Origin of the sequence: Pontivivens nitratireducens (assembly GCF_014235845.1) — a bacterium.
Taxonomy (GTDB): domain Bacteria; phylum Pseudomonadota; class Alphaproteobacteria; order Rhodobacterales; family Rhodobacteraceae; genus Pontivivens; species Pontivivens nitratireducens.
On the sequence record NZ_JACJUQ010000004.1, the window covers coordinates 127,661 to 152,030 of the forward strand.

Annotated in this window: 26 protein-coding genes and 1 other RNA gene; 5 read left to right on the top strand and 22 right to left on the bottom strand. The window is 63.9% G+C overall.

What is annotated here, in order from left to right:
• Nucleotides 1–32: 32 nt before the first annotated feature.
• From H1S03_RS06440 to scpA, 4 genes are read right to left on the bottom strand one after another with little or no spacing between them, the layout of a single operon-like run.
• On the bottom strand, nucleotides 33–2,318 hold the full coding sequence (locus H1S03_RS06440) for an NADP-dependent malic enzyme (protein WP_185803690.1): 2,286 nt from the start codon (nucleotides 2,316–2,318) through the stop codon (nucleotides 33–35).
• A gap of 46 nt (nucleotides 2,319–2,364) precedes the next feature.
• On the bottom strand, nucleotides 2,365–2,850 hold the full coding sequence (locus H1S03_RS06445; protein ID WP_185803691.1) for a GNAT family N-acetyltransferase: 486 nt from the start codon (nucleotides 2,848–2,850) through the stop codon (nucleotides 2,365–2,367).
• A gap of 27 nt (nucleotides 2,851–2,877) precedes the next feature.
• Nucleotides 2,878–3,177: a hypothetical protein gene (locus H1S03_RS06450; protein ID WP_185803692.1), complete on the bottom strand. Its 300-nt coding sequence runs from the start codon at nucleotides 3,175–3,177 to the stop codon at nucleotides 2,878–2,880.
• Nucleotides 3,174–5,291, bottom strand: a complete 2,118-nt coding sequence (gene scpA / locus H1S03_RS06455) for a methylmalonyl-CoA mutase (protein WP_430700884.1) — start codon at nucleotides 5,289–5,291, stop codon at nucleotides 3,174–3,176. The genes H1S03_RS06450 and scpA overlap by 4 nt, the downstream gene beginning before the upstream one ends.
• 253 nt (nucleotides 5,292–5,544) lie before the next feature.
• Between scpA and H1S03_RS06460 the strand changes: the two genes are divergently transcribed.
• Nucleotides 5,545–5,976, top strand: coding sequence for a DUF4174 domain-containing protein (locus H1S03_RS06460; protein WP_185803694.1), 432 nt, complete (start codon nucleotides 5,545–5,547; stop codon nucleotides 5,974–5,976).
• Between the two features lie 37 nt (nucleotides 5,977–6,013).
• Here H1S03_RS06460 and H1S03_RS06465 read toward each other — a convergent pair whose 3' ends face one another.
• The 8 genes from H1S03_RS06465 to H1S03_RS06500 form a co-directional block, all read right to left on the bottom strand.
• Complete coding sequence (locus tag H1S03_RS06465; RefSeq protein ID WP_185803695.1) at nucleotides 6,014–7,249, bottom strand: Y-family DNA polymerase; 1,236 nt, start codon at nucleotides 7,247–7,249, stop codon at nucleotides 6,014–6,016.
• 227 nt (nucleotides 7,250–7,476) lie between these two features.
• Nucleotides 7,477–9,471: an acetyl-CoA carboxylase biotin carboxylase subunit gene (locus H1S03_RS06470; RefSeq protein WP_185803696.1), complete on the bottom strand. Its 1,995-nt coding sequence runs from the start codon at nucleotides 9,469–9,471 to the stop codon at nucleotides 7,477–7,479.
• Nucleotides 9,472–9,515: 44 nt separating this feature from the next.
• The gene (locus H1S03_RS06475; protein ID WP_185803697.1) at nucleotides 9,516–9,695 is read right to left on the bottom strand and encodes a hypothetical protein; all 180 of its coding nucleotides are present in this window, start codon (nucleotides 9,693–9,695) and stop codon (nucleotides 9,516–9,518) included.
• Nucleotides 9,696–9,850: 155 nt separating this feature from the next.
• Entirely contained in the window at nucleotides 9,851–10,195 is a 345-nt protein-coding gene (locus H1S03_RS06480; protein ID WP_185803698.1) for a hypothetical protein, read from the bottom strand.
• Between the two features lie 33 nt (nucleotides 10,196–10,228).
• A complete protein-coding gene (locus H1S03_RS06485; RefSeq protein ID WP_185803699.1) occupies nucleotides 10,229–10,426 on the bottom strand; it encodes a hypothetical protein in 198 nt (65 codons plus the stop codon).
• Nucleotides 10,427–10,844: 418 nt separating this feature from the next.
• On the bottom strand, nucleotides 10,845–11,174 hold the full coding sequence (locus H1S03_RS06490) for a hypothetical protein (RefSeq protein WP_185803700.1): 330 nt from the start codon (nucleotides 11,172–11,174) through the stop codon (nucleotides 10,845–10,847).
• Between the two features lie 17 nt (nucleotides 11,175–11,191).
• The gene (locus H1S03_RS06495) at nucleotides 11,192–11,440 is read right to left on the bottom strand and encodes a DUF7218 family protein (RefSeq protein ID WP_166189648.1); all 249 of its coding nucleotides are present in this window, start codon (nucleotides 11,438–11,440) and stop codon (nucleotides 11,192–11,194) included.
• Between the two features lie 33 nt (nucleotides 11,441–11,473).
• Entirely contained in the window at nucleotides 11,474–13,006 is a 1,533-nt protein-coding gene (locus tag H1S03_RS06500; protein WP_185803701.1) for a carboxyl transferase domain-containing protein, read from the bottom strand.
• Nucleotides 13,007–13,141: 135 nt separating this feature from the next.
• On the opposite strand from H1S03_RS06500, the gene H1S03_RS06505 reads away from it, so the two are divergent.
• The 3 genes from H1S03_RS06505 to H1S03_RS06515 all read left to right on the top strand — a co-directional run bounded on the left by H1S03_RS06505 (nucleotide 13,142) and on the right by H1S03_RS06515 (nucleotide 16,514).
• Nucleotides 13,142–14,521, top strand: coding sequence for a helix-turn-helix domain-containing protein (locus tag H1S03_RS06505; RefSeq protein ID WP_185803702.1), 1,380 nt, complete (start codon nucleotides 13,142–13,144; stop codon nucleotides 14,519–14,521).
• 64 nt (nucleotides 14,522–14,585) lie between these two features.
• Complete coding sequence (locus H1S03_RS06510; protein ID WP_185803703.1) at nucleotides 14,586–15,035, top strand: SRPBCC family protein; 450 nt, start codon at nucleotides 14,586–14,588, stop codon at nucleotides 15,033–15,035.
• Nucleotides 15,036–15,164: 129 nt separating this feature from the next.
• Complete coding sequence (locus H1S03_RS06515; protein WP_185803704.1) at nucleotides 15,165–16,514, top strand: MATE family efflux transporter; 1,350 nt, start codon at nucleotides 15,165–15,167, stop codon at nucleotides 16,512–16,514.
• Nucleotides 16,515–16,565: 51 nt separating this feature from the next.
• Here the strand turns inward: H1S03_RS06515 and H1S03_RS06520 are convergent, their stop codons facing one another.
• The 5 genes from H1S03_RS06520 to ssrS all read right to left on the bottom strand — a co-directional run bounded on the left by H1S03_RS06520 (nucleotide 16,566) and on the right by ssrS (nucleotide 20,940).
• A complete protein-coding gene (locus H1S03_RS06520; protein WP_185803705.1) occupies nucleotides 16,566–17,306 on the bottom strand; it encodes a YebC/PmpR family DNA-binding transcriptional regulator in 741 nt (246 codons plus the stop codon).
• A 123-nt stretch (nucleotides 17,307–17,429) separates the two neighbouring features.
• Nucleotides 17,430–19,208: an SLC13 family permease gene (locus H1S03_RS06525; protein ID WP_185803706.1), complete on the bottom strand. Its 1,779-nt coding sequence runs from the start codon at nucleotides 19,206–19,208 to the stop codon at nucleotides 17,430–17,432.
• Between the two features lie 124 nt (nucleotides 19,209–19,332).
• Nucleotides 19,333–20,160 (bottom strand): TIGR00282 family metallophosphoesterase, encoded by an 828-nt coding sequence (locus H1S03_RS06530; RefSeq protein WP_166189634.1) that lies wholly within the window; start codon nucleotides 20,158–20,160, stop codon nucleotides 19,333–19,335.
• 9 nt (nucleotides 20,161–20,169) lie between these two features.
• Nucleotides 20,170–20,745 carry a 5-formyltetrahydrofolate cyclo-ligase gene (locus H1S03_RS06535; RefSeq protein ID WP_185803707.1) on the bottom strand — a complete coding sequence of 192 codons (576 nt, stop codon included), beginning with the start codon at nucleotides 20,743–20,745 and terminating at the stop codon, nucleotides 20,170–20,172.
• Between the two features lie 38 nt (nucleotides 20,746–20,783).
• Nucleotides 20,784–20,940: non-coding RNA, 6S RNA (gene ssrS / locus H1S03_RS17765), on the bottom strand.
• A 92-nt stretch (nucleotides 20,941–21,032) separates the two neighbouring features.
• Here ssrS and H1S03_RS06540 point away from each other — a divergent pair.
• Complete coding sequence (locus tag H1S03_RS06540) at nucleotides 21,033–21,476, top strand: MmcB family DNA repair protein (RefSeq protein WP_185803708.1); 444 nt, start codon at nucleotides 21,033–21,035, stop codon at nucleotides 21,474–21,476.
• Here the strand turns inward: H1S03_RS06540 and H1S03_RS06545 are convergent.
• Genes H1S03_RS06545 through H1S03_RS06565 form a run of 5 tightly spaced genes read right to left on the bottom strand, consistent with a single transcriptional unit; the run spans nucleotide 21,466 to nucleotide 24,356 of the window.
• Nucleotides 21,466–22,050 carry a DsbE family thiol:disulfide interchange protein gene (locus H1S03_RS06545; RefSeq protein WP_430700885.1) on the bottom strand — a complete coding sequence of 195 codons (585 nt, stop codon included), beginning with the start codon at nucleotides 22,048–22,050 and terminating at the stop codon, nucleotides 21,466–21,468. The two genes, H1S03_RS06540 and H1S03_RS06545, sit on opposite strands and share 11 nt — an antisense overlap.
• The gene (gene ccmD, locus H1S03_RS06550) at nucleotides 22,043–22,183 is read right to left on the bottom strand and encodes a heme exporter protein CcmD (RefSeq protein ID WP_185803709.1); all 141 of its coding nucleotides are present in this window, start codon (nucleotides 22,181–22,183) and stop codon (nucleotides 22,043–22,045) included. The genes H1S03_RS06545 and ccmD overlap by 8 nt, the downstream gene beginning before the upstream one ends.
• Entirely contained in the window at nucleotides 22,183–22,908 is a 726-nt protein-coding gene (locus H1S03_RS06555) for a heme ABC transporter permease (RefSeq protein WP_185803710.1), read from the bottom strand. The genes ccmD and H1S03_RS06555 overlap by 1 nt, the downstream gene beginning before the upstream one ends.
• Before the next feature lie 57 nt (nucleotides 22,909–22,965).
• Nucleotides 22,966–24,021 (bottom strand): quinone-dependent dihydroorotate dehydrogenase, encoded by a 1,056-nt coding sequence (locus H1S03_RS06560; RefSeq protein WP_185803711.1) that lies wholly within the window; start codon nucleotides 24,019–24,021, stop codon nucleotides 22,966–22,968.
• Nucleotides 24,018–24,356, bottom strand: a complete 339-nt coding sequence (locus H1S03_RS06565) for a DUF952 domain-containing protein (protein WP_185803712.1) — start codon at nucleotides 24,354–24,356, stop codon at nucleotides 24,018–24,020. The genes H1S03_RS06560 and H1S03_RS06565 overlap by 4 nt, the downstream gene beginning before the upstream one ends.
• Nucleotides 24,357–24,370: the final 14 nt, after the last annotated feature.

Sequence of the window (24,370 nt, forward strand, 5' to 3'; positions counted from 1 at the left end):
CACGGACGGTCCATGTGTATTTTCGGCCTTTGTCAGCCGTAACTGGCGACCGGCGTTCCCGCCAGTGCCGAGATATTCAGCAACCCGCGAGCCGTGATCGAGCTGGTGACGATATGCGCCCGATTGCCCATCCCCATCAGGATCGGCCCGACCTCCAGACCCCCGGCCTTGATCTTCAAAATATTGCGAACCCCCGATGCGGCATCCGCATTGGCAAAGATCAGGACGTTGGCCGCGCCCTTCATCCGGCTGTCGGGGAATATCCGGGCCCGCAGGTCCGGGTCGAGCGCCGCGTCGGAATGCATCTCGCCCTCATATTCGAAATCGAGCGATTGTGCGTCCAGCATTTCGAGCGCTGCTCGCATCCGCCGCCCGCTTTCGGTGTTCAGATTGCCAAATTGCGAGTGAGAGCACAGCGCGATCTTGGGCTCCAGACCGAAGCGCCGCACATGACGCGCGGCACCTATGACGATACCCGCGATCTGTTCGGCAGAGGGTTCGGGATGCACATGCGTGTCCGCGATGAACAGGGCACCAGACTCAAGTATCATCAGGCTCAACGCGCCGATAGGTTTGCGCCCCTGCCCGCCCAGAACCTGTTCGATATAGTTCAGGTGCCACAGATACTGCCCGAACGTCCCGCAGATCAGGCTGTCAGCCTCACCGCGATTGACCATAACCGCGCCGATTGCCGTGGTGTTGGTGCGCATGATCGCGCGGGCCAGATCCGGGGTCACGCCCCTGCGCGCCATCAGGCCATGATAGGTTTCCCAGTAATCGCGATAGCGCGGATCGCTTTCGGGATTCACGATTTCATAATTGTCGGTGTTCAGCGGAATGCCACTGCGCGCGGCACGGCTGGCGATCACCTCCGGCCGTCCGATCAGGATCGGGCGATCGATCGTTTCCTCGGACATCGCGAAGGCGGCCCGCAGCACGCGCTCGTCCTCCCCCTCGGCAAAGACGAGGCGGCGCGGGGAACTGCGCGACGCCTCGAAAACCGGCTTCATGATGAGGGCGGAGCGATAGACGGAGCTGTCCAGCTTCTCCTTGTAGGCCTGCAAATCCGCGACCGGGCGCGAGGCAACGCCGCTGTCCATCGCGGCCTTGGCCACGGCCCCGGCGACCACCGCCAGCAGGCGCGGGTCGAAGGGTTTGGGGATCAGGTATTCCGGACCGAAGACCAGCCGCTCCCCCTGATAGGCCGCCGCAGCCTCGGCGCTGGAGGACGCGCGGGCAAGCTCCGCGATCCCCTCGACGCAGGCGATTTTCATGGCCTCGTTGATTTCCGTCGCACCCACGTCCAGCGCCCCGCGAAAGATAAACGGGAAGCACAGGACGTTGTTGACCTGATTGGCATAGTCCGAACGACCCGTGGCGATCAGCGCGTCGGGCTTGATGGCGCGAACCTCGTCCGGGTCGATTTCGGGGTTGGGGTTGGCCAAAGCCAGGATGATCGGCGCATCCGCCATCCTCGCGACCATCTCGGGCTTCAGCACGTTCGGGCCGGACAGGCCCAGAAACAGGTCCGCCCCCTCTATCACGTCGCCCAGCCCCCGCGGGCCGCCGGGCTGCGCGTATTCGGCCTTTTGCGGGGTCATGTCCGCCTCGCGCCCCTCATGCACCAGCCCGGCCAGATCGCACAGGAACACATTCTCACGCCGGACCCCCAGCGCCAGCAACATGTTCAGACAGGCGATCCCGGCCGCCCCACCCCCGGTGGAGACGACCTTGATATCCTCGAACCTGCGCCCTGTCAGGCGCAGCGCGTTCAGCGCCGCAGCACCTACGACGATGGCGGTGCCGTGCTGATCGTCGTGAAAGACCGGAATGTTCATCCGTTCGCGGCACAGCTTTTCCACGATGAAGCAATCGGGCGCCTTGATATCCTCAAGATTGATCGCGCCAAAGGTCGGCTCCAGCGAGGTCACGATATCGGCCAGCTTGTGCGGATCGGTCTCGTTCACCTCGATGTCGAAGCAGTCGATATTGGCGAATTTCTTGAACAGGACGGCCTTGCCCTCCATCACCGGCTTGGAGGCAAGCGCACCGATATTGCCAAGGCCGAGGACCGCCGTGCCGTTCGTGACCACCGCGACCAGATTCTGGCGGGCGGTGTATTTCGCGGCGGTGGCGGGGTCGGTCTCAATCTCCAGACAGGCCTCGGCCACGCCGGGCGAATAGGCGCGCGCCAGATCACGTTGGTTGGCCAAAGGCTTGGTCGCACGAATCTCCAGCTTACCGGGGCGCGGAAATTCGTGATAATCGAGCGCGGCCTGCCGGTTCGCCTGCCGGTTCGCATCGGTGTTGTCGGTCATCGCGGTTGTTCCCCTGTCCATCGGCCAAACCTGCCCTGTATCTGACCTAACCGCACGCCGCCCCGCCGTCACCCGAATCCGACGCAAGTTTCTTTTCCATGAACACCGAACTGGGAATGTCGGGATAGGTGCCGAACGGTCCAATGGTTACGAACCCTTCGCGAGCGTAGAACGCGTGCGCCGCGTCCAGTCCCACACCGGTTTCCAGCCGCAGCAACGTACAGCCCTTCGCACGGGCACAGGTTTCCACCGCCTGCAACAATGCTTTCGCCGCCCCTGACCCGCGCGCGGCGGAGGTGACGAACATGGATTTGACCTCACCCCAATCGTCGCCCTGCTGCGCAAAGGCGACGCAGCCGGTGGCCATGCCCCCCTCCGTCGCCAGAAAGAAGGTCACATTGGAGGCGCGCAAACTTTCCAGATCCAGCCGAAACCGCTGTTCGGGTGGGAACCGGGCGTCCAGAAACTGCCAACTCTGCTGCAATATCGCCACCGCTTCGGGTGAGGAAGGATCGGTCTGTCTGATCTTCATGGCGTCACCTCTCAATAATGGCCGATCTCAATAGTGGCCGATGCGATTGCGCGGCGCGTCACGACCCAATCGGCGCAGCAGCAAGTCACGCGTCGGACCGACCGCTTCGGTATCGAAGGGCGTCGCGGCGTCCGGCTCCTGTTCGGCCCGGTCCGAAATCTGGTCATCGGCATCACCGATCACGTTCGGCACCGGACCGCCCAAAGTGCGCAATGTCCTGGGCGGACACTCCGCCAGAATACAGGGGCGCGGTGCCGGATGCACGATCTCCTGCGCCAGCACCGGTGTGGCCCCCAGCAGCAGCAGCAGGACCGGCAGCATGTTCACTCCCGCGTTTTTCGGATCAGGTTGAGGATGTTTGCAGCGGCATGCGGTATGTTCGTGCCGGGGCCGAAGATCGCCTTGACGCCTGCATCGTACAGGAACTGATAATCCTGCTGCGGAATCACGCCGCCGCAGACAACCAGAATATCGCCCGCGCCTGCCTCCTTCAGCGCGGCGACCAGTTTCGGGGCGAGGGTCTTGTGCCCTGCCGCCTGCGACGAGATGCCGATGACATGCACGTCGTTGTCCACGGCATCCTGCGCGGCTTCCTCTGGCGTCTGGAACAGCGGACCGACATCGACGTCGAAGCCGATATCCGCGAAGGCCGTGGCGATGACCTTCGCGCCACGATCGTGACCGTCCTGACCCATCTTGACGACCAGCATCCGGGGGCGGCGGCCTTCCTCCTCGGCGAAGGTTTCCACGTTGCGCTGGATTTGGGCGAAATCATCATCCCCCTCATATGCCGCGCCATAGACACCTGCGAGGGTCTTGACCTCGGCACGGTGGCGGCCGAACACCTTTTCCATCGCGTCGGAGATTTCCCCGACGGTGGCGCGGGCCCGCGCGGCCTCGACCGCGGCGGCCAGCAGGTTTTCGGTGCCGCCCGCAGCGGTCTCCAACGCGGCCAGCGCCGCGTCACATGCCGCCTGATCGCGGCTGGCGCGTATCTTTTCCAACCGCTCGATCTGGCTGGCGCGCACGGCGACGTTGTCGATGTCGAGGACGTCGATCTCCTCCTCCTTGTCGCGGCGATACTTGTTCACGCCGACGATGACCTCCTGCCCCCGGTCGATGCGGGCCTGTTTCTGGGCGGCGGCTTCCTCGATGCGCAGTTTCGGCATGCCGGAGGCCACGGCCTTGGTCATGCCGCCCATTTCCTCGACCTCCTCAATGATCTTCCACGCGGCCTCCGCCAGATCCGCCGTCAGCTTCTCGACATAATAGGATCCGGCCAGCGGATCGACGACATTGGTGATGCCGGTTTCCTCCTGCAGGATCAGCTGGGTGTTGCGCGCGATGCGGCTGGAATGGGCGGTGGGCAGGCCGATCGCCTCATCGAACGAGTTGGTGTGCAACGACTGCGTACCGCCAAGCACGGCGGCCAGCGCCTCATACGCGGTGCGCACGACGTTGTTGTAGGGATCCTGCTCCTGCAGGGATACGCCCGAAGTCTGGCAATGCGTCCGCAGCATGGAGGAGCCGGGCTTCTTCGGCTCGAACTCCGCCATGATGCGGGTCCACAGCAGACGCGCGGCGCGCAGCTTCGCCGCCTCCATGAAGAAGTTCATGCCGATGGCGAAAAAGAAGCTCAACCGCCCCGCGAAGGCATCCACATCCATGCCGCTGGCAATCGCCGCGCGGACATATTCGCGCCCGTCCGCCAGGGTGAAGGCCAGTTCCTGCACCAGGTTCGCGCCAGCCTCCTGCATGTGATAGCCGGAGATCGAGATCGAGTTGAAGCGCGGCATGTTGGTCGCGGTATATCCGATGATGTCCGACACGATCCGCATCGAGGGCTCGGGCGGATAGATATAGGTGTTGCGGACCATGAACTCCTTGAGGATGTCATTCTGAATGGTGCCCGACAGATCCGCGATGGAACATCCCTGCTCCTCCCCCGCGACGATAAAACAGGCCAGAACCGGGATCACCGCGCCGTTCATCGTCATGGAGACGGAGATGTCCTTGAGCGGGATTTCGTCGAAGAGGATCTTCATGTCCTCGACGGAATCAATGGCCACACCGGCCTTGCCCACATCCCCTTCGACCCGGGGGTGGTCGCTGTCATAGCCGCGATGCGTCGCCAGATCGAAGGCCACGGAAACACCCTGCTGGCCCGCATCCAGCGCCCTGCGGTAGAACGCATTCGATTCTTCAGCTGTCGAGAAACCCGCATATTGCCGGATCGTCCAGGGACGCCCGGTATACATCGTCGCCCGCGGTCCGCGGGTGAACGGCGCCTGTCCAGGGACGCCGCCCATATGCTCCAACCCTTCGACATCGTCCGCGGTATAGAGCGGTTTGACGTCGATCCCCTCGGCCGTGTGCCATGTCAGATCGTCGAGGGGACGGCCGCGCAGTTCCTTCTCGGCCAGTTTTTTCCAGTCACTCATCATAGGTCTCCTTCACGGCGGGGGATGGGGCCTGGCGCATGTTGCGCGCGGCGTTCCGATCCCGGCGGGTCATTCTGATATCAGGGTTAATTATACTTTGTCGGGGGCTTTGCGGGCCGGTCTGAGACCCCGCAGGGTCCCCAGTCAGCGGCGGCAGCAGAAATACAGTGCGACGAATGGCGGGGGTTTGCGTCATGTCCACCTCTCCCCCTGCGCGAAAAATCGCCTATATTCCATTCTGAAAGGAGCTTTCATGCTCAGAAGGTTGACCGCTGCCCTTATCGCAATCGCACTGCCAGCCGGTGCGCAGGACGATCCACTGGCAGAATATCGTTGGGTGGCACGCCCCATCATCATCTTCGCGGACAGTCCGCGCGACCCGCGCGTGGTCGAACAGCTTGGCGAATTCGAGCTGGGCCGTCGCGATCTGGAGGATCGGGACGTCGTGGTCATCGTCGATACCGAGCAGGACAGCCCCCTGCGTGACCGGTTCCACCCCCGCGACTTCCAGTTCCTGCTGATCGGCAAGGATGGCGAGGTGAAGTACCGCAAACCCGATCCGGTTCCGGTGCGCGAACTGGCCCGTGTCATCGACAGGACGCCGATGCGTCTGGACGAGTTGCAGGCCGAACGGGCCCTGATGGGCCGGGATTCGCTGCAAATCGATCCCCCGACTACGAATTGAGCCAGCACGAACCGAGCCGGCACGAACAGAGCAGGCCCTATTCGTGAAACTCCGACCGGTCCGGCACCCGGTTGAACGCGATCTTCGCGCCGGTATAGGCCACCTTCTGCGGGGGCAGTTCGCCGTAGCGGATCGTATCCTGCCCGAACAGGGCGTTGAGCTTGTCTATACTGGCGCACAGCGCCTCCGATCCGGTCGGCTCGCCCGCGCGGGTCGGACTGAACAGATCGCCCGGATCGTCCTGTGTATCCTGCAGGCCGCCCAACATCACGCTGACCGCAATGGGGCGCGCCACCGGCAGTTGCGCCCAGTATCGTTCGAATATCCGCAGCAGGGTGAAACTGTCCTGCGTCGGGGCGATTTGCCCGTCGATGGACAGACGCCCCTGCCCCTCGCACTTGGCGGAGATGTGGAGAGAGCGGGCATAGACCCCCTCCCGACGCAAACGTGAGGCCGCCTTGACCAACAGGCGACGGGCGACCAGACGGGCGGCGTCCTGTGTGCGGTTTTGCGGTGTCAGGTTCTGACCATGGCCCAGACTGTGCCGTTTGGTTTCGGGATAGACCACATGCTCGCCCTGTAACTGGCGCACGAAGCGTTCCCCCTCCACATTTCCCCACAGATGCCGGGCGGCCTTGGGCGACATGGCGTGCAAGGCGGTCACATCGTTGATGCCGGCAGCCGCCAGACGGGGCAGGATGCCCTTGGACACGCCCGGCAAGTCTTTGAGCCGCAGATGCGCGATTTTCTGTGGCAAAACAGACGGATGCATCCAGTCCATACCCGGCTTGCGCAGGGCAGCGGCGACCTTGGCCAGCATCTTGTTCGGAGCCACCCCGACGGAACATGTCAGGGCGGGGCTGACCTGTTCCAGTATCGCATTCTGCAAATCCGCGCCGATGGACAGGGCGCGGCTCAACTTCTGCTGCGATCCGGTCAGAAGGCAGGAGAATTCGTCCACCGAATGTGCGCGATGGATGGGAATGACGGTGTCCACCGCGTCGCGTATCCGGTGATGGTAGTCCACGAACAGATCGTGTTTCGCCACCCGGAATTGTATGGAGGGACAGATCTTTCTCGCCTCGGCCGCGCGCATCATGCCCGTGACGCCCAGCGCCTTCGCCTCCCTGCTTGCGGCGATCAGGGCCGCGCCCGGTGCATCCGTGGTCAGCACTCCGACGGGATGCCCGCGCAGGGCCGGTTCCTCCGCCTGCCAGACGGAGGCGAAATAGGAGGTCATGTCGAAAAACAGCGTGCTGACGTGCAGGTCCATCGGTCCGATCCAGGCGACTCAGGGAAGCCGTCAGAATAGAACATTTAGCGAACATACGCGAATCTGACGTGGCTGCACCGCGCCGACCATATGGCTGAGCCGCGTCGGACATTTCTTCTGAGGGGGTCCTCACCTGCAAATGGCGCGACACCGCCGACTCCCCCGCGATCCGCGCACCAGATGCGGGGCGGAAGGGGGACGGGATATGCGGTGTCGCGCCGGTCACGTCACTCGAATTCCATGATGACGGCATCCACGGCAAGGCTGTCACCCGGTTCGGCCTTGATGGCGGAAACAACCCCCTTGCGCTCAGCCCGCAGGACATTCTCCATCTTCATGGCCTCGACGGTGCAAAGCGCCTGCCCCTCCTGCACCTCATCGCCCTCGGCCACGGCGATGGACATGACCAGACCGGGCATGGGGCACAGCAGCATCTTGGATGTATCAGGCGGCAGCTTCTCGGGCATCAGCGCTGCAAGCTCGGCCACCCGGGGCGAGCGGATGAAGACCTTGCGAGAGGCACCGCGCCACGCGATGCGATAGCCGTCGGTGATCCGCGTGACCTTCAGCGGCATGGGCACACCATCGACCGCAGCGTCGATCATCACATCGCCGGGACGCCATTTCGTCAGGTCAATGGTCAGGGTCGCGCCGTCGATGGTCACCTTGAACAACCAATCGCCCGCATCGGTGACGGTGACGGGGCGGCTGTCGCCCGACATTTGCACCACCCAGTCCGCACCGGGTTTGTATTCGCGTCCCTCCATCGCGCCGGACACCTGCCCCGCGCGCCGCTGGCGCACCAGATGACAGGCCGCGGCGACGGCGGACAGGCGGGTTGCGTCGGTATCGGCCAGGGCCGCGCCCTCGAACCCCTCGGGGTATTCCTCCTCGATAAAGGCGGTGGTGATATTGCCCGAAACGAAACGCGGGTGATCCATCACGGCGGACAGGAACGGCAGGTTGTGGCCGATGCCGTCCACCTCGAACCGGTCGAGCGCGCCGCGCATCTCCTCGATCGCGGCCTCACGGGTCGCGCCCCAGGAACACAGCTTGGCGATCATCGGATCGTAAAAGCGGCTGATCTCACCTCCCTCATAGACGCCGGTATCGTTGCGCACGCGTCGCTCGATTTCCTGCGGGGGGCGGTAGCGGGTCAGACGCCCGATGGAGGGCAGGAAGTTGCGGAACGGATCCTCGGCATAAAGGCGGCTCTCGATGGCCCAGCCGTCCAGCTTCACGTCGTCCTGCTGGATTTCGAGATGCTCGCCATAGGCGACGCGGATCATCTGTTCGACCAGATCGACGCCGGTAATCAGCTCCGTCACGGGGTGTTCCACCTGCAAGCGGGTGTTCATTTCCAGGAAGTAGAAATTGCGGTCGCCATCGACGATGAACTCGACGGTGCCGGCAGAGCAATAATCCACCGCCTTGGCCAACGCGACGGATTGCTCACCCATCGCCTTGCGCGTCGCCTCGTCCAGAAATGGCGAGGGGGCTTCCTCGATGACCTTCTGGTTGCGGCGCTGAATGGAACATTCACGCTCACCCAGATAGATGCAGTTGCCATGCTTGTCGCCCAGCACCTGTATTTCGATATGGCGGGGCTGGGTCACGAATTTCTCGATGAAGATACGGTCGTCACCGAAGGAATTTGCCGCCTCCGATTTGGACAAAGCGAAACCCTCGCGCGCCTCGTCGTCGTTCCAGGCAATGCGCATCCCCTTGCCGCCGCCGCCCGCGGATGCCTTGATCATCACCGGATAGCCGACCTCGCCCGCGATTTTCGCGGCGTGTTCGGCATCGTCGATCAGGCCCATATAGCCGGGAACGGTGGACACGCCGGCCTCCGCCGCCAGTTTCTTGGACGTGATCTTGTCGCCCATCGCCTCGATCGCGCCGACGGGCGGTCCGATAAAGGCGACGTTCGCGGCGGCCAGCGCCTCGGCAAATTCGGCGCGTTCGGACAGGAAGCCATAGCCGGGATGCACGGCCTCTGCCCCGGTCTGGCGGATCGCCTCCATGATCTTGTCGATCACGATATAGGACTGATTGGCCGGCGGCGGCCCAATATGCACGGCCTCGTCCGCCATCTGGACGTGCAGCGCGTCACGATCCGCATCGGAATAGACCGCGACGGTCGCGATCCCCATCTTGCGGGCGGTCTTGATGACGCGACAGGCGATCTCGCCCCGGTTGGCGATGAGGATTTTCTTGAACATGAGCAGATCTTTCGTTCAGGCAGACAGGAGTTGCGGACAGGCGATCAATTGACGGGCACGCTGGCCCCAAGGCCCACGCCGCCGACAGAACCGCCCAGGTTGAGATTTACCCCACCCGGCCCCACGCCGATGCCCGCACTCGTGCAGGCCGTCAGCATCGACAGGGTGAGAAAGAGAGTGAAGAAGCGAAGCACGGGGCCTCGCAGGATTTGGATCGAAAACATGAGCTAGCCCCCCGGCACAATGGCGCCGACGGCAGTCGAGCCGACATCTGCCGCCACGCTGATGCCTTTGCCGACAGCGGAAATGCCAGCGCCCGCCACAGATATGACAGTGCACCCGCCGAGCGACAGCGACATGAGGAACAGCCCCGCGCGCATCAGATGAAAATATCGGGAAAGTTGCGGCGGGCGACATCCATGTCCACCCGCAACAACGCTTCGTAGGAGGCGGGGTCGAACGGCTCCTCAGCGGGAACCACCTCCCGACCGAACAGCCAGGACAGGCGACCCGCATCCAGATTGCCACGCTCGAACGGTTCATCGCCAAACGCTTCGATCAGGGCGGCAAGGAACCCCTCGTCTGCCTCCAGATCAGGTTTGCGGCGGTCGCGATACCGCTCCCGCGCCTTGATCTCCGTGATGCCCTTCGTGGCGGCACGGCGAATCGTGAATTGATAGTCCGTGCCGCGCAAACGGCCCGGAAAACCGCGATGTTTCAGCATTGCATCCCCCTCGGACGGGGGGATGCCCGCCAATCAGTTGGCCGCGCCAATCCCTGCGCCAACCAGGCCGCCGACGGCTGCACCGTCCTCGACGTCGTTACCGGTTGCTTCGGCTCCGACCGCGCCAATACCTGCGCCGACTGCCGCACCCGTCGCCACTTCGCATCCTGCGACACTGGTGAGAAGCAGGAAACCGACGGCTCCTGCGCTGAGCATTTTGGAAATAGACATTCTATCCTCCTGTCAGCCCCTCTAGGGGCTTGATGAAGAGGCGATGCGCATCGAGGCCGCGCAGCGCCCCGATTGCAATCAGTCGCTGGCAGGGCCCGCACTTGGAATGGCACCGATCTTTTGATCTGTCGAACCCGACAGGACGGTGACACGACGTGCGAACATAATTTTGACCCTGTGAAACTACATGTCTCAGGGAAAAACGTTTGCGCAGGCGAACCGTTCCACAGCAGCTTAATGCGTCCTATACTGGATATCGTTGGAGTCATCGCGCCGCCGCCCGGATCGCATCGAGTTCACATGCGGGCACGGCGATGGGGGCCGTGAGCAGCAAAAGGGTGAAAAGCGTCTTCATCTCTCGTCTCTCTCCAATGCCACCGCGCGATCGCCCCATCGGGTCGCGCGGAATGTCTGCCGTCTAGACGGCGGGATCGCCAAGACGCGCGTTCGTGCTCCAGCGGGCGCGACGTTCAGGATCCTCCAACAGGGCGGCGATGCGGCGCTGCACGGTCGGGGCGACAGGGCCGGACACGCGGCCCCCTGCCGTCACCATCAGCCCGCCGGGCATCGTTGCGATCCGCACCACTGGCGAAAAGCCCCGCAGCGATTGCAATGCCCGCCACAGGTCCTGCCGGATCAGATGGGCCAGCCGCCCGCGCCGAAGCGGTGGGAAGCTGGTGCGGGCCGCCACATCGAACCGGGCGGGGCGCTGTCGGGCCAGCGTCAGGACGTCCGCGTCGCGATCCATATGCCAGCCCCTCCGGCTCACTTGCGCAAGGCCTCGATCAATTCGTCCTTGCTCATGTCCGAGCGCCCCTCGATGTCGAGCTCCTGTGCCCGATCGTACAACTCCTCTTTCGTCCACTCCTCATAAGGCGGGTTGGAGCCGCCCTTTTCAGAGGCGGAATCGCCCGCATTGGCGATCGCGGCGGCCTTGGACTTGGAATAGCCCTCGTCGCGCAGCGCCTCGTATTTCTCATCGTCCTTGATGGATTTTCCGTGGTCCTTGGTCATGGTCCTGTCCTCCTTTCGAAACGTAGGTTTCTATCAGAGTGGAATGTTGTCGTGCTTTTTCCAAGGCAGCGCCTGTTTCTTGTTGCGCAGCGAGGCAAAGGCGCGGGTCAGGCGGCGGCGGGTGGAGTGGGGCAAGATCACCTCATCGATGAAGCCCTTCTCGGCCGCCTTGAACGGATTGGCGAAGGCCTGTTCGTAATCGGCGGTGCGCGCCGCGATCTTGTCCGGATCGCCCAGTTCGTTGCGATAGATGATCTCGACCGCGCCCTTCGCGCCCATCACGGCGATTTCTGCCGTGGGCCAGGCATAGTTCACGTCGGCCTTGATATGCTTGGACGCCATCACGTCATAGGCACCGCCATAGGCCTTGCGCGTGATGACCGTCACCTTGGGTACCGTCGCCTCACCATAGGCGAACAGCAGTTTCGCGCCGTGCTTGATGACGCCGTTCCATTCCTGCGAGGTGCCGGGCAGGAAGCCGGGCACGTCCACCAGTGTCAGCAGCGGAATCTCGAAACAGTCGCAAAAGCGCACGAAGCGCGCGGCCTTGCGGCTGGCGGCGATGTCGAGGCACCCGGCCAGCACCATAGGCTGGTTCGCGACGACGCCGACGGTGCGCCCCTCCAACCGGATGAACCCGGTCAGGATGTTCTTGGCATAGGCGGCCTGCATCTCGAAGAAATCGCCCTCATCCGCGATTTTCGTGATGAGTTCCTTCATGTCGTAGGGGGTGTTCGCGTTGTCGGGGATCAACGTGTCGAGGCTGTAATCCCCCCGGTCCGCATCGTCGAAGGAGGGGCGGACGGGCGGTTTCTCACGGTTGCTCAATGGCAGCATGTCCACCAGACGGCGCACCTCGGCCAGGGCCTCCACGTCGTTCTCATACGCGGCATCGGCAACGGAGGACTTGGTGGTGTGGGTGGACGCGCCGCCCAGTTCCTCGGACGTTACCGTCTCATTCGTCACGGTCTTCACCACATCGGGACCGGTCACGAACATGTAGGAGCTGTCGCGCACCATGAAGATGAAGTCGGTCATCGCGGGGGAATATACCGCCCCGCCCGCGCACGGCCCCATAATGACGGAGATCTGCGGGATGACGCCCGAGGCCTCGATATTGCGCTGGAACACCTCGGCATATCCGGCGAGGGAGGCGACCCCCTCCTGAATACGCGCGCCACCCGAATCGTTCAGACCGATCACAGGCGCGCCGTTTTGCAGCGCCATGTCCATGATCTTGCAAATCTTCTGCGCGTGGGTTTCGGACAGGGAGCCGCCGAGGACGGTGAAATCCTGACTGAACACATAGACCTGCCGCCCATTGATCGTGCCCCAGCCGGTAACGACGCCGTCACCGGGGTATTTTTGCTGCTCCATCCCGAAATCGACCGCGCGATGCGCGACAAACATGTCGTATTCCTCGAAACTGCCCGGATCGAGCAGCACGTCCAGACGTTCGCGCGCCGTCAACTTCCCATTCTGGTGCTGCCGGTCGATCCGCGCCTGACCGCCCCCAAGGCGGGCATCTGCACGGCGTTGTTCGAGTTGATCGAGAATGTCCTTCACGGGGCCCTCCGCAAGCCTGATTTGCCCCAAGACTAGCCGGGCGAAAGGCAGCTTGAAACCAAAATAACGTGGATTTGCATAGTTTATCTGATATCCACAATGCGAATTGCGAATTTGCAAAGCGGGTAAGGTGAGATGGCGCGCACGAAACTCTATGCCGGGGCGAAACTCCGCGAACTGCGCAGGACGCATGAACTGACGCAAAAGGCATTCGCGGCGCGTCTGGGCGTCTCGCTCAGCTATCTCAACCAGATGGAGAACAATCACAGGCCCGTCGCCTCCTCCGTCCTGTTGGCGCTGGCGCGGGAATTCGCCTACGACATCACGACATTGGAGGCTGGTGAGGCAGAGCGCATCGCCACCGACATGCGTGAGGCCCTGGCCGACCCCGAATTCGACGACGTTCCGCAGGCGGATCTGACTCTGACCGCCAGCAATGCGCCCGCATTGGCGCGGGCCTTTCTCAAACTGCATCGGCAGCACAAGGAAACGACCGAGCGTCTCGCCACGCTGGATGAGAAGCTCGCCCATACCGGGCTGGTCCCGCAACCGTGGGAGGAGGTCCGCGACTTCTTCCACTATTGCGACAATTACATCGACGCCATTGACCGCGCGGCGGAGGGATTTGCCAGCCGCAACCTGTCCGGGCGTGACATCATGGACGACCTGACGATCTGGATGGCGGATAAAGGCATGACCTTGCGGCGCGTGTCGGGCGGGCCGGTGCGTCATTTCGATGGCACGGTGCTGACCCTGTCGGATTCGGTGAGCGTGCAGACCCAGGTGTTTCAGGCCCTGCATCAGATCGGCATGATCGCCCATGGGGAGCTGATCGACGCCACGCTGGATCTGGCGCGGTTCACCTCGGAGGGCGCACGCGCCATCGCACGGGTGGGTCTGGCGAACTATTTCGCCGGAGCGGCACAGATGCCCTACACCCGGTTTGCAAAGGCCGCCCGCGACGCCCGGCACGATCTGGAGCGGTTGGCGAGAGATTTCGGCGCATCGATCGAGCAGGTGGCGCACCGTCTGTCCACCCTGCAACGACCGGGCGCGCGGGGGGTGCCGTTCTTTTTCGTGCGGGTGGACCCGTCGGGAACGATCACCAAGCGCCATTCCGCAACGCATCTGCAATTCGCACGGTTCGGCGGTGCCTGTCCGTTGTGGAACGTCCATACCGCGTTTGAACGGCCCGACAGATTCCTGCGGCAACTTGCCGAAACCCCCGACGGCGTGCGCTATTTCTGCCTTTCGCGTGACGTGTCAAAACGCGGTGGCAGCTTCGACGCGCCCGTCCGCCGGCAAGCCATCGGGCTGGGCTGCGAGATCGCGCATGCGTCCGAGCTGGTCTATGCGGACGGTATGGTCGATGGCGCGCCATCATTCGAACCGATCGGCGTCTCGTGCCGGATCTGCCCGCGCATTCAATGCCATCAACGCGCCGTGCCGCCGCTGGAACGCCCCGTCCGTATTGATCCCGACCAGCGGGGAAGCCTGCCCTATGCGCTGGATTGAACGCCCGTTGCGGTGATCGCGATGCGCGCCTAGGGTTCGCGCAAACTGTTAAGGGAGATACGTCATGGAACTTACCGGCACCCGCCTGATCGCCGCGGATCGCGCGACCGTGTGGGCCGCGCTCAACGATCCCGAGACGTTGAAGGCCTGCATTCCCGGCTGTCAGGAACTGTCCGGCTCAGCTGATGACGGCTTCGAGGCGACGGTCGTGCAGAAGGTCGGCCCGGTAAAGGCGACCTTCAAGGGCGCCGTGACGCTGGAGGATGTGAACGCGCCCGAAAGCTATCGCATCGTGGGTGAGGGCAAGGGCGGCGCGGCAGGCTTCGCCAAGGGTCAGGCGGCCGTTGCGCTGAGCGAAACCGCCGAGGGCACGGAATTGGCCTATACCGTGGATGCGAAGGTCGGCGGCAAGCTGGCGCAGCTCGGCTCACGCATTGTGGACGGTTTCGCCAAGAAGATGGCGGACAAGTTCTTCGAGGATTTCAAGGATCACGTTGAGGGTGCCCAGATCTGATCGCTCAGGGACAATCATTGTGGCCTGATCGGGGGGATCTGATCGAGGTCTGATCAGGAGTACCCCGCCCGAATCGCGCCGGTACAATCGCGCACTTGGCGCAGACATGCGGCGGGTGTATCGGGACGGATGACCGATGCGACCCTGCCAAATCACACCATTGCCGATCACATTCGGCGGACTCTGATCCTCGCCTGGCCGGTAATGCTGGCGCGGATGGGGCTGGTCGGCCTGACCACGGCGGACGTGATGGTGCTGGGCCGGGCGGGGGCTGAGGAGCTTGCCGATTATACGCTGGGTCTGTCGATATATGACAGTTTGCTCGCCACAATGGGCGGGCTGACAATGGGCATCGGGGTTCTGACGGCGCGCAGCACAGGCGCGGGGTTGGACCATGTGGCCGGCACGATCTGGTGGCGCGGCGTGGTCTATGGCGCCTTGATCGGCTGCGCGCTGGCCGTGCTGCTGCAATTCTCGCCTCAACTGTTCGCCCTGCTGGGTCAGACGCCTGCGCGCGCGGCCAGTGCGGGATCGGTGACGCGGCTGGTGGCGTTGGCGCTGCCCTTCGTTGCGGTCTACTTTGCGACCACCACCTTTCTGGAATCGCTTCACCGTCCGATGGTGGGCATGTTCGCGGTGGCGCTGGCGAATATCTCGAATCTGGGGCTGAACATCCTGCTGGTTCACGGTATCGGGCCGTTCCCTCAGATGGGGGCCGAAGGCGCCGCGCTGGCGACTGTCATCAACTCCGCCCTGCTGGCGGCGGGCCTGTGGCTCTATACCCGTCACCGCCTGCCGGATCGCACCCGCTATGGCATCGGTCAGGTGTCACCCAATGCCCCCACGGCGGCGGAGCAGCGACGCATCGGATACGGTGCAGGCCTGTCGTTCAGCTTCGAGGCCGGAGCCTTCGTGATGATGACGCTGTTCGTGGGCTGGTTGGGCACCATGGCGCTGGCCGTGCAGGCGGTGGTGTTCCAGTTCCTGGCGCTGACCTTCATGATGGCGTTCGGGCTGGCAGCCGCGACACAGGTGCGCGTCGGCAATGCGTGGGGGCGCGGCGACGCGCGGGGCATGGCGCTGGCCGGGTGGACGGGGCTGGGGCTGACCACGCTGCTGGCCAGCCTGTTTGCGGTGATCTACGTCGCCTTTCCGATGCAGGCCCTGCGCCTGTTCACGACCGATCCGGTCCTGCTGGCGGCGGCGGCCCCGGTGATGGCCTGGATGACGCTGGCGCTGGTGTTCGATTGCAACCAGTCGGTGCTGAGCCATGCCTGCCGTGGACGCGGCGACACCTGGGTGCCGACGGCGATGCATCTGGTCAGCTACTGGCTGGTGATGGTGCCCGCCGGATACTGGTTCGGCATCCGTAGCGGAGCGGGCGTGATCGGCATCTATCAGGGCATTTTGCTGGCCAGCATCGTCAGCGTGACGATGATGGCCCTGCGGTTTCGGCATCTGACCCGGATCACCGGCTAAGCGCCGACCGATCGGCCGGCCCTGTACGAACGACAGGACCGGCGGAATGGATCAGAGCTGTTCCATGATCTCATCCGAGATGTCGAAATTGGCGGTGACGGTCTGCACGTCGTCGTCGTCTTCCAGCGCCTCGATCAGGCGCATCAGCTTTTGCGCGTCCTCCAGCCCCATTTCGGTCGTGGTCTGGGGTTTCCAGATCAGCTTGGTGCTCTCACTCTCACCCAGCGCGGCCTCCAGCGCGGTGGAGACGGCGTTCAGGTCGTTGGCGTCGGTATAGATGGTGTGGCCATCCTCGGTGCTCTCGACATCCTCGGCGCCGGCCTCGATCGCGGCCATCATCACGGTGTCGGCGTCACCGACCTCAGCGCTATAGGTGATCTCACCCTTGCGATCGAACATGAAGCCGACGGAGCCGGTCTCCCCCAGATTTCCGCCGTTCTTGGAGAAAATAGAACGGACGTTGGACGCGGTGCGGTTCTTGTTGTCGGTCATCGCCTCGACGATGATGGCGACGCCGTTGGGACCGTAGCCCTCATAGCGGATTTCATCGTAATGCTCCGCATCGCCGCCGATGGCCTTCTTGATGGCGCGGTCGATATTGTCCTTGGGCATGGACTGCGACTTGGCTTCCTTCACCGCGAGGCGCAGGCGCGGGTTCTTTTCGGGATCGGGGTCGCCCATCTTGGCCGCGACGGTGATCTCCTTGGAGAACTTGGAGAACATCTTGGAGCGCACGGCGTCCTGCCGGCCCTTGCGATGCTGAATGTTTGCCCATTTGGAATGGCCGGCCATGAAGGGCCTCCCGTATTGCAGAAGATGAATGCTGCGCGCCTTATAGGTCAGGCGCGCCCCTGTGTTCAAGCGAGGGGTCGCGGGCCGGTTCTGCGAAGCGCACCGCGCCCGGTGCGCACGCCCTCAAAGCGGCCAGAGCAGCGGAATGATGAAGGCCGACACCGCGCCGATCAGCAGGTTGAGCGGCGCCCCGATCCGCACGAAATCGGTAAACCGATACCCTCCCGGACCATAGACCAGCGTGTTGGTCTGATAGCCGATGGGTGTGGCGAAACTGGCCGAGGCCGCCACCATCACCCCCACTACCAGCGGTCGCGGATCGACGCCCAGCGCCTGCGCCAGCCCGATCGCCACCGGCGTGACCACCACCGCCACTGCGTTATTGCTGACCAGCTCCGTCAGAATCGAAGTCATCAGGATGACCGCCCACACCATCAGCGGCGGTGGCAGCAGACCCAAATAGGGGGCGACCGTATTTGCGATCAGATCGACGGAGCCCGCATCCTGCAGGCCCCGCCCAATGATCAACATCGAGAAGATCAGCGCCAGCAACCGTCCATCCACAAAGTCCATCGCCTCGTCGCTGTCAATCGCACGCGCCGCCAGAACGATAGCAACGCCGATCAGACTGAGGATGTGAATGGGCGCTATGCCGAACGTCGCCAGCGCCACGACACCGAACAGCACGGCCAGCACGATGGGGGAATGGGTCCGGCGGTACGGCCGCTCGATCGGTTCGGCCAGATTCACCAGATCGACGTCACGGGCTAGACGCTGGATATCCTCGGGGTCGCCCTCGATCAGCAGGGTGTCGCCGACGCGCACGACCACATCGTCCATCTGACGGCCAAGGTTTTGGTTCCTGCGGTGGATCGCCAGCGGATAGACACCGTAGCGCCGTCGCAGGCGCAACCCGCCCAGCGTGCGCCCGACCAGACGGCAACCGGGTGAGATCAGCGCCTCGACCGTCACCATCGTCCGCCCATCGGCGCGATCCACCATGACCACGTCGGGGCTTTCCTTGAGCCCCAGAAGCTCGTTCACCGCCGTGCGCAACACCACACGATCGCCGCCGCGCACCTCCACCTCGGGGAAGTTGCGCCGCAGCGAGGCATCGCCGCGCAACACGTCGATCACCCGCATTCCGTCGCGGCGAAACAGCTCGACCTCCATCACGGGGCGCCCGACAAGGCGCGAACCGGCCGGGATTGCCACCTCGGTGAAAAATTTCTGCGCTTTGCGATCCGTCAGGAAACCGGCCATCGACTGACGCTCAGGCAACAGGATCGGCCCGAAGATGCGCATGTAGATCAGACCGACGACGACCAGCACGATGCCCAGTGGCGTGATCTCGAACAGGGTGAAGGGGGCCATTCCCGCCTCACGCGCGACACCGTCCACCAACAGGTTGGTGGAAGTGCCGATCAGCGTCAGAAGCCCCCCCAGGATCGCCGTGTAACTGAGGGGAATCAGCAGCTTGGACGGGGTCACACCCAATTGTTGGGTCAAACCCACGACCACTGGGATCAGCATCACCACGACCGGCGTGTTGTTCATGAAAGCGGAGGCCAGCACGGTGAAGCCTGCCAGAGTGGCGATGACCACCACGGGCCGCTTGTCCGCCTGTGCGGCGATCGGCAGGGTCAGCGCCGCCAGCGCGCCCGTTCGCACCAGCGCCCCGCTGAGGATGAACATCGCCGCGATCGTCCACGGTGCGGGGTTGGCAATCGACGACAGAACCGCGTCCTGATCGACCAATCCGGTCACGACCATGGTGCTCGCCGCGACCATGGCCACGACCTCCACCGGCCAGCGTTCCAACAGGAACAGGCCGAACATCGCGAAGACGATCAGCAGGCCCGCAATCGCGCCGGCATAGTGGAAAGACATAAATTCGGTCATTCTGGCGGCCCCATCAGCGCATTGCGCCGACAATGGCGCAGCGCGGGGTGGCACTCAAGTAGGGATCGGTGCGCGGGGGCGCGACTGCCCCCGTGGGGGAATATGTGCACGGCGGAAAAGACGATCAGTCCGAAGACGCTTCCGGCAGGCTTTGCCCCAAACGCCCGCCGACCCGGATCGGGTGGCAGGATTTGGCCGCCCCGGTCCGATCATCCGTCACAACGAAAAAGCCCGACAGGGTCGCGGGCCCGTCGGACGGGGTAAACCGGGTTTTCTGCATGCCTGTGATGAACCTGCGCATCGGCTCGGCCTTTTCCATACCGATCACGCTGTCATAATCGCCGCACATGCCCGCATCGGTCATATAGGCGGTGCCCTTGCCCAGAATCTGCGCATCGCCGGTCGGCACATGGGTGTGCGTGCCCACGACCATGCTGGCCCGTCCATCGCACCAATGGCCCATCGCCATCTTCTCGGACGTGGCCTCGGCATGGAAATCCACAAGCGTGGCGTTGACGCGCGCGCCCATGGGAACCCGCTTCAACTCCGCCTCCAACGCGGAGAAGGGATCAGCGAAGGGACGTTTCATGAAGACCTGGCCCAATGCCTGCACCACCATGATCGACCGGCCCCGGCTGACCTCGAAAATCCGCGCGCCGCGTCCCGGCGCATCCTTGGCGAAGTTCAGGGGGCGCACGATACGATCGTCGCCCGCGATATGGGTCAGCATGTCCTTTTGATCGAAGGCGTGATCGCCCAGCGTGACGCAATCTGCTCCTGCCTCGAACAGCAGGTTCGCATGCGCGCCGGTCAGGCCCATACCGCCCGAAGCGTTCTCACCGTTCACGACGACGAAATCGGTTTTCAGGCGCGCGCGAAGGTCGGCGAGGCCCTCGCTGATCGCGCGGCGGCCGGAGCGGCCCATGACATCGCCAAGAAACAGAATACGCATGCTGCCGGATTAGCCTTTGACGGCCGATGGCGCAAGGGAGCCATGCTCCGTCACGATCACGTCCAGCGGCTGATCCGTGGATTCGACGATCAATGGCATCCGCTGGGCCGCATACGCGAAACCGATGGCGCGGACAGGTTTCATCGCCCGCAACTTCTGCAAGGTGCGATCATAGAACCCGCCGCCATAGCCCAACCGGTGCCCCGTATCATCGAAGGCGACGAGCGGCACGATCAGCGTATCGGGCTGCACCACCTGACCCGTTTCGGGCACCAACGCCCCAAACGGGCCGGAAATCATCGCGCCGCGCGGCGTCCAGACGTGAAATTCCAGCGGCGCGGCCTTGGCCCTGATGACCGGCACGCACAGCGTATGTCCCCGCTCGGCCAGCGTGCGCATGGCAGGCAGCGGGTCGATCTCCGTCCGGATGGGCATGTAGGCGGCGACGATGCCGGGGGGCTGGCGCAGAACCTCCGCCAACAGATGAGACGTCGCCTCCCCCTGCCTTGCCCCCTGGCCAGCGGCATGAGCAGCCTTGCGTGCCGCGAAGGCGCGTTTTCTAAGGTCGGATTTGGTCTCGGTCATCCCGCGACGCTAACGTTGCAAACCGCAGGGAATCAAGTGGCGGGCCCGTAGCGACCGTTGGGCAACTTATTCTCGGGACCTGGAAAACCAGGTGGGCACCAGGTGCGATAGGCCAGGACCAGTCGCAGAGCCAGTTCCCTCAAGAAAAAGTAAGGCCTCGTGAATGTAGAGCCCTCACGCGAAGAACAGCACCCGCCGGGACACAAGGTATGCCGATCACTGCAGGATGCAAGGGGGGTGTCGACTCTGACATTGACGGCGCGTTCCCTGTACGTTCCAATGGGCCCATGACAGACAGCATGGCCCCCGGATTCGAGATTGCACGCGGCGTGTGGCGGCATCTCGACACGCTCGACATGACCGCACTGACGGAGTTCGCGCCGGTGCGCGGCTTGCGCGTCGATGTGATCGGGCTGACGGCGAAGGGCGAGATCTGGATCGTGGAGTGCAAGAGCTCTCTGGCCGATTTCAGATCGGACACGAAATGGCAAAACTACCTGGAATGGTGCGACCGATTCTTCTGGGCCGTGCCGCAGGATTTCCCGGTCGAGGTTCTGCCCGACGATACCGGCCTGATGATCGCGGACCGGTTCGACGCCGCAATCGTGCGCGACGCCCCGCTTGAAAAGATGCCCGGTGCACGGCGCAAGGCGATGACGCTGAAACTGGCGCGAGCCGCGATGCGGCGGCAGCTTGGCTGGCTGGAGCCTGATTTTAACATCACTGGTTAGCGAGCGCCTCCTCCAATGCGGCGCGCAGTAGCGCCTCCGCCAATGCGGCGCGCAGTAGCGCGTCCTCAGCAGCGGAGCGCATGCGCGTCGCCAATGCGTCAAGCGTCACCGGGCCGGGAAAGCGCAGTAAAATCCGCCCCTCCGCGTTGATGATGAAGGTTTCGGGCACGCCATATATACCCCAGTCGATGCCGGTGCGCCCTGTCACATCTGCTCCAACCGCCACATAAGGATCGCCCAGCTCCGCCAGAAATGCGCGTGCGTTTTCGGGATCATCTTTATAATTGATCCCGATAATTGGAACACCTCTTGCAGCCAGTTCCATCAGCACCGGATGCTCGATCCGGCACGGACCGCACCAACTGGCCCAGAAATTCACCAGCATCACTTCACCGCCCAGTTCGGGCAGGGGGCCGCCGAACGGCTCCACGTTCAGGGGCGGGGCGGGCTGTGCGATGAACTGCGATTGCAGCTCGTCGGGATTGTCCCGCAACATTCCCCAAAGGAACGTCCCGAGGATGATCATCGCCAGCACCGGCACGATCAGGATCGGGGAAAATCGACGTTCAGCCATCCTTGCGCTCCACCTTTTCCAGTGCCGCGCGGACCCTCGCACCACGCCAGACCGACAGCGCGACCAGCCCGCCGACCAGCGCGATGGTCACGCCGTAGGCGGCGAGGACGAACGGCGCGTATTCCCCCAACATCACACGGCCTCCCGCAGCATCAGCGCGCGCAGCCGCCGCGCCCGGATTTCCGTGCGCGTGCGCAGCAGCACCAGCGCGACGAACAGCAGCACGAAGCCTGCGAGTGCAAACAGCAGCGGCTGGTAGAAGACGTCCGCGACGTTTTCCTCCCTGTCCAGGCTCAGCGAAGCGCCCTGATGCAGGCCCTGATTCCAGATCAGCACGGCATAGCGTGACAGCAGCGCAAAGACGGAGCCGACCAGACACAGGATCGCGGTCAGATCGGCTGCGGTGTCCGGCTCATCCACCGCTTGCCACAGCGCGATATAGCCGAGGTAGAACACGAACAGGATCAGAAACGAGGTCAGCCTGGGATCCCATTCCCACCACGTGCCCCACATCGGCTGCCCCCAGATCGCGCCGGTCAGCAGGGCCACCAGCGTCATCACGGCCCCGACGGGGGCGGCGGCGCGGGCGGCCAGCGCGCTGACATGGTGCCGCCGGATCAGCCAGATCAGCGACATCACGAACATCATGAGCCACGCATTGATCGCGACGAAGGCCGCGGGCACATGGATATAGATGATCTTGACGGTTGAGCCTTGCCTGAAATCGTCAGGGGTGAAGAAGAACCCCCAGATCAGCCCCACGGCAAGACACAGCGCCGCCGCACCCGCCACCCAGGGCAGGACACGACTGACGAGGCGCGTGAACCGCGCGGGGTTGGCGAATTCCCAGATGTTCATGCGAACGACTTATCCACGCGGCCCCAGAGGCGCAAGCGCGGCGATGTCGCGGCGGTCTCAGACATTCGGCCTCACCGCATCCACCCCGACCGCATCCGCCACCGATGCGAAGCCGTCCCGCTCCAGCAGCGCGTCCAGATCGTGCAGGATCGTGGCGATCAGGCCCATGCCGCCATAGACCAGCGCGGAATAAAGCTGCAGCGCCGTGGCCCCCGCCCGAATCCGGGCATAGGCGTCCGCCCCGCTGGCGATGCCGCCGACCCCGATCAGCGGCACCTTGCCCTGCGTCAGGCGATAGACCTCCGCCAGCACCTGCTGCGCCAGATCGCGCAGGGGCGCCCCGGACAGCCCTCCGCCCTCGCCCGCATGGGGGCCGTGCAGCCCGTCGCGGCGCAATGTCGTGTTCGTAGCGACGATGGCATCGACCTTGGCCGAAACCGCCACATCGCACAATTCGGTCAGCGCGGTCATGTCCATATCCGGCGCGATCTTGAGGAAGACGGGAATCGGTCGGGCCAGCGCATCGCGGGCCACCATTACACCGTCCAGCAGGCTGGCCAGCGCCTGCGCGCCTTGCAGATCGCGCAGCTTCTCCGTGTTGGGGGAGGAGACGTTGACCGTGGCGAAGCCGATGAACGGCCCCGCATGGGTCAGGACGCGGGCGAAATCCTCGGCTCGGTCGTCACTGTCCTTGTTCGCGCCGAGGTTCAGGCCGACCACGCCGGGACGCTTGCGTGCTTGCAAGCGTGCGGTGATCGCCTGCATCCCGTCATTGTTGAACCCGAAGCGGTTGATGACCGCGCGGTCCTCGCTCAACCGGAACAGGCGTGGTTTCGGATTGCCGGGCTGGGCGCGCGGAGTCGCGGCGCCGACCTCGACGAAGCCCAGACCACTCATCAACAGGGGGTCGACGGCCTCGGCATTCTTATCGAACCCGGCGGCGAGGCCCAACGGATTCGGCAGGTCGATGCCCGCGATTTGCGTGGCCAGACGGGGAGAGGTCACAGGACCGGGGCGCGGCACCAATCCCGCGCGCAGGGCGTGGATGGCGAAGCGGTGCGCCCGCTCCGGATCGAGCCGGTGCAGCAGGGCCAGGCCCGCGCGTTCGATCACGCGATCCCCTCCGGAAAGACATGCGCACCGTCCCGCAGGGGCAGCGGGGCGTGCGCGTGAACCTCGTTCAGTGCCAGTGGTCGGTAAAGGTGCGGAAACTCCACCCCGCCACGGCTGACCTCCCACTTCAGCGCATCCGCGATCCGGTCGCTGTCCACCAGGGCGAGGATCAGGCCATCCACATCGGCAAAGTGCTTCGCCGCCGTTTCACGCACGGTTTCGGCTGTGGAAAAGTGGATATAGCCGTCGCTCAGGTCGATCGGCGCACCGGCGGTTTCGCCTGTGGCGCGCAGCGCGTCCCATTCGGCCTGTCGGAAAATCTTGTAGATCAGCATGGCACCCTCCGTTG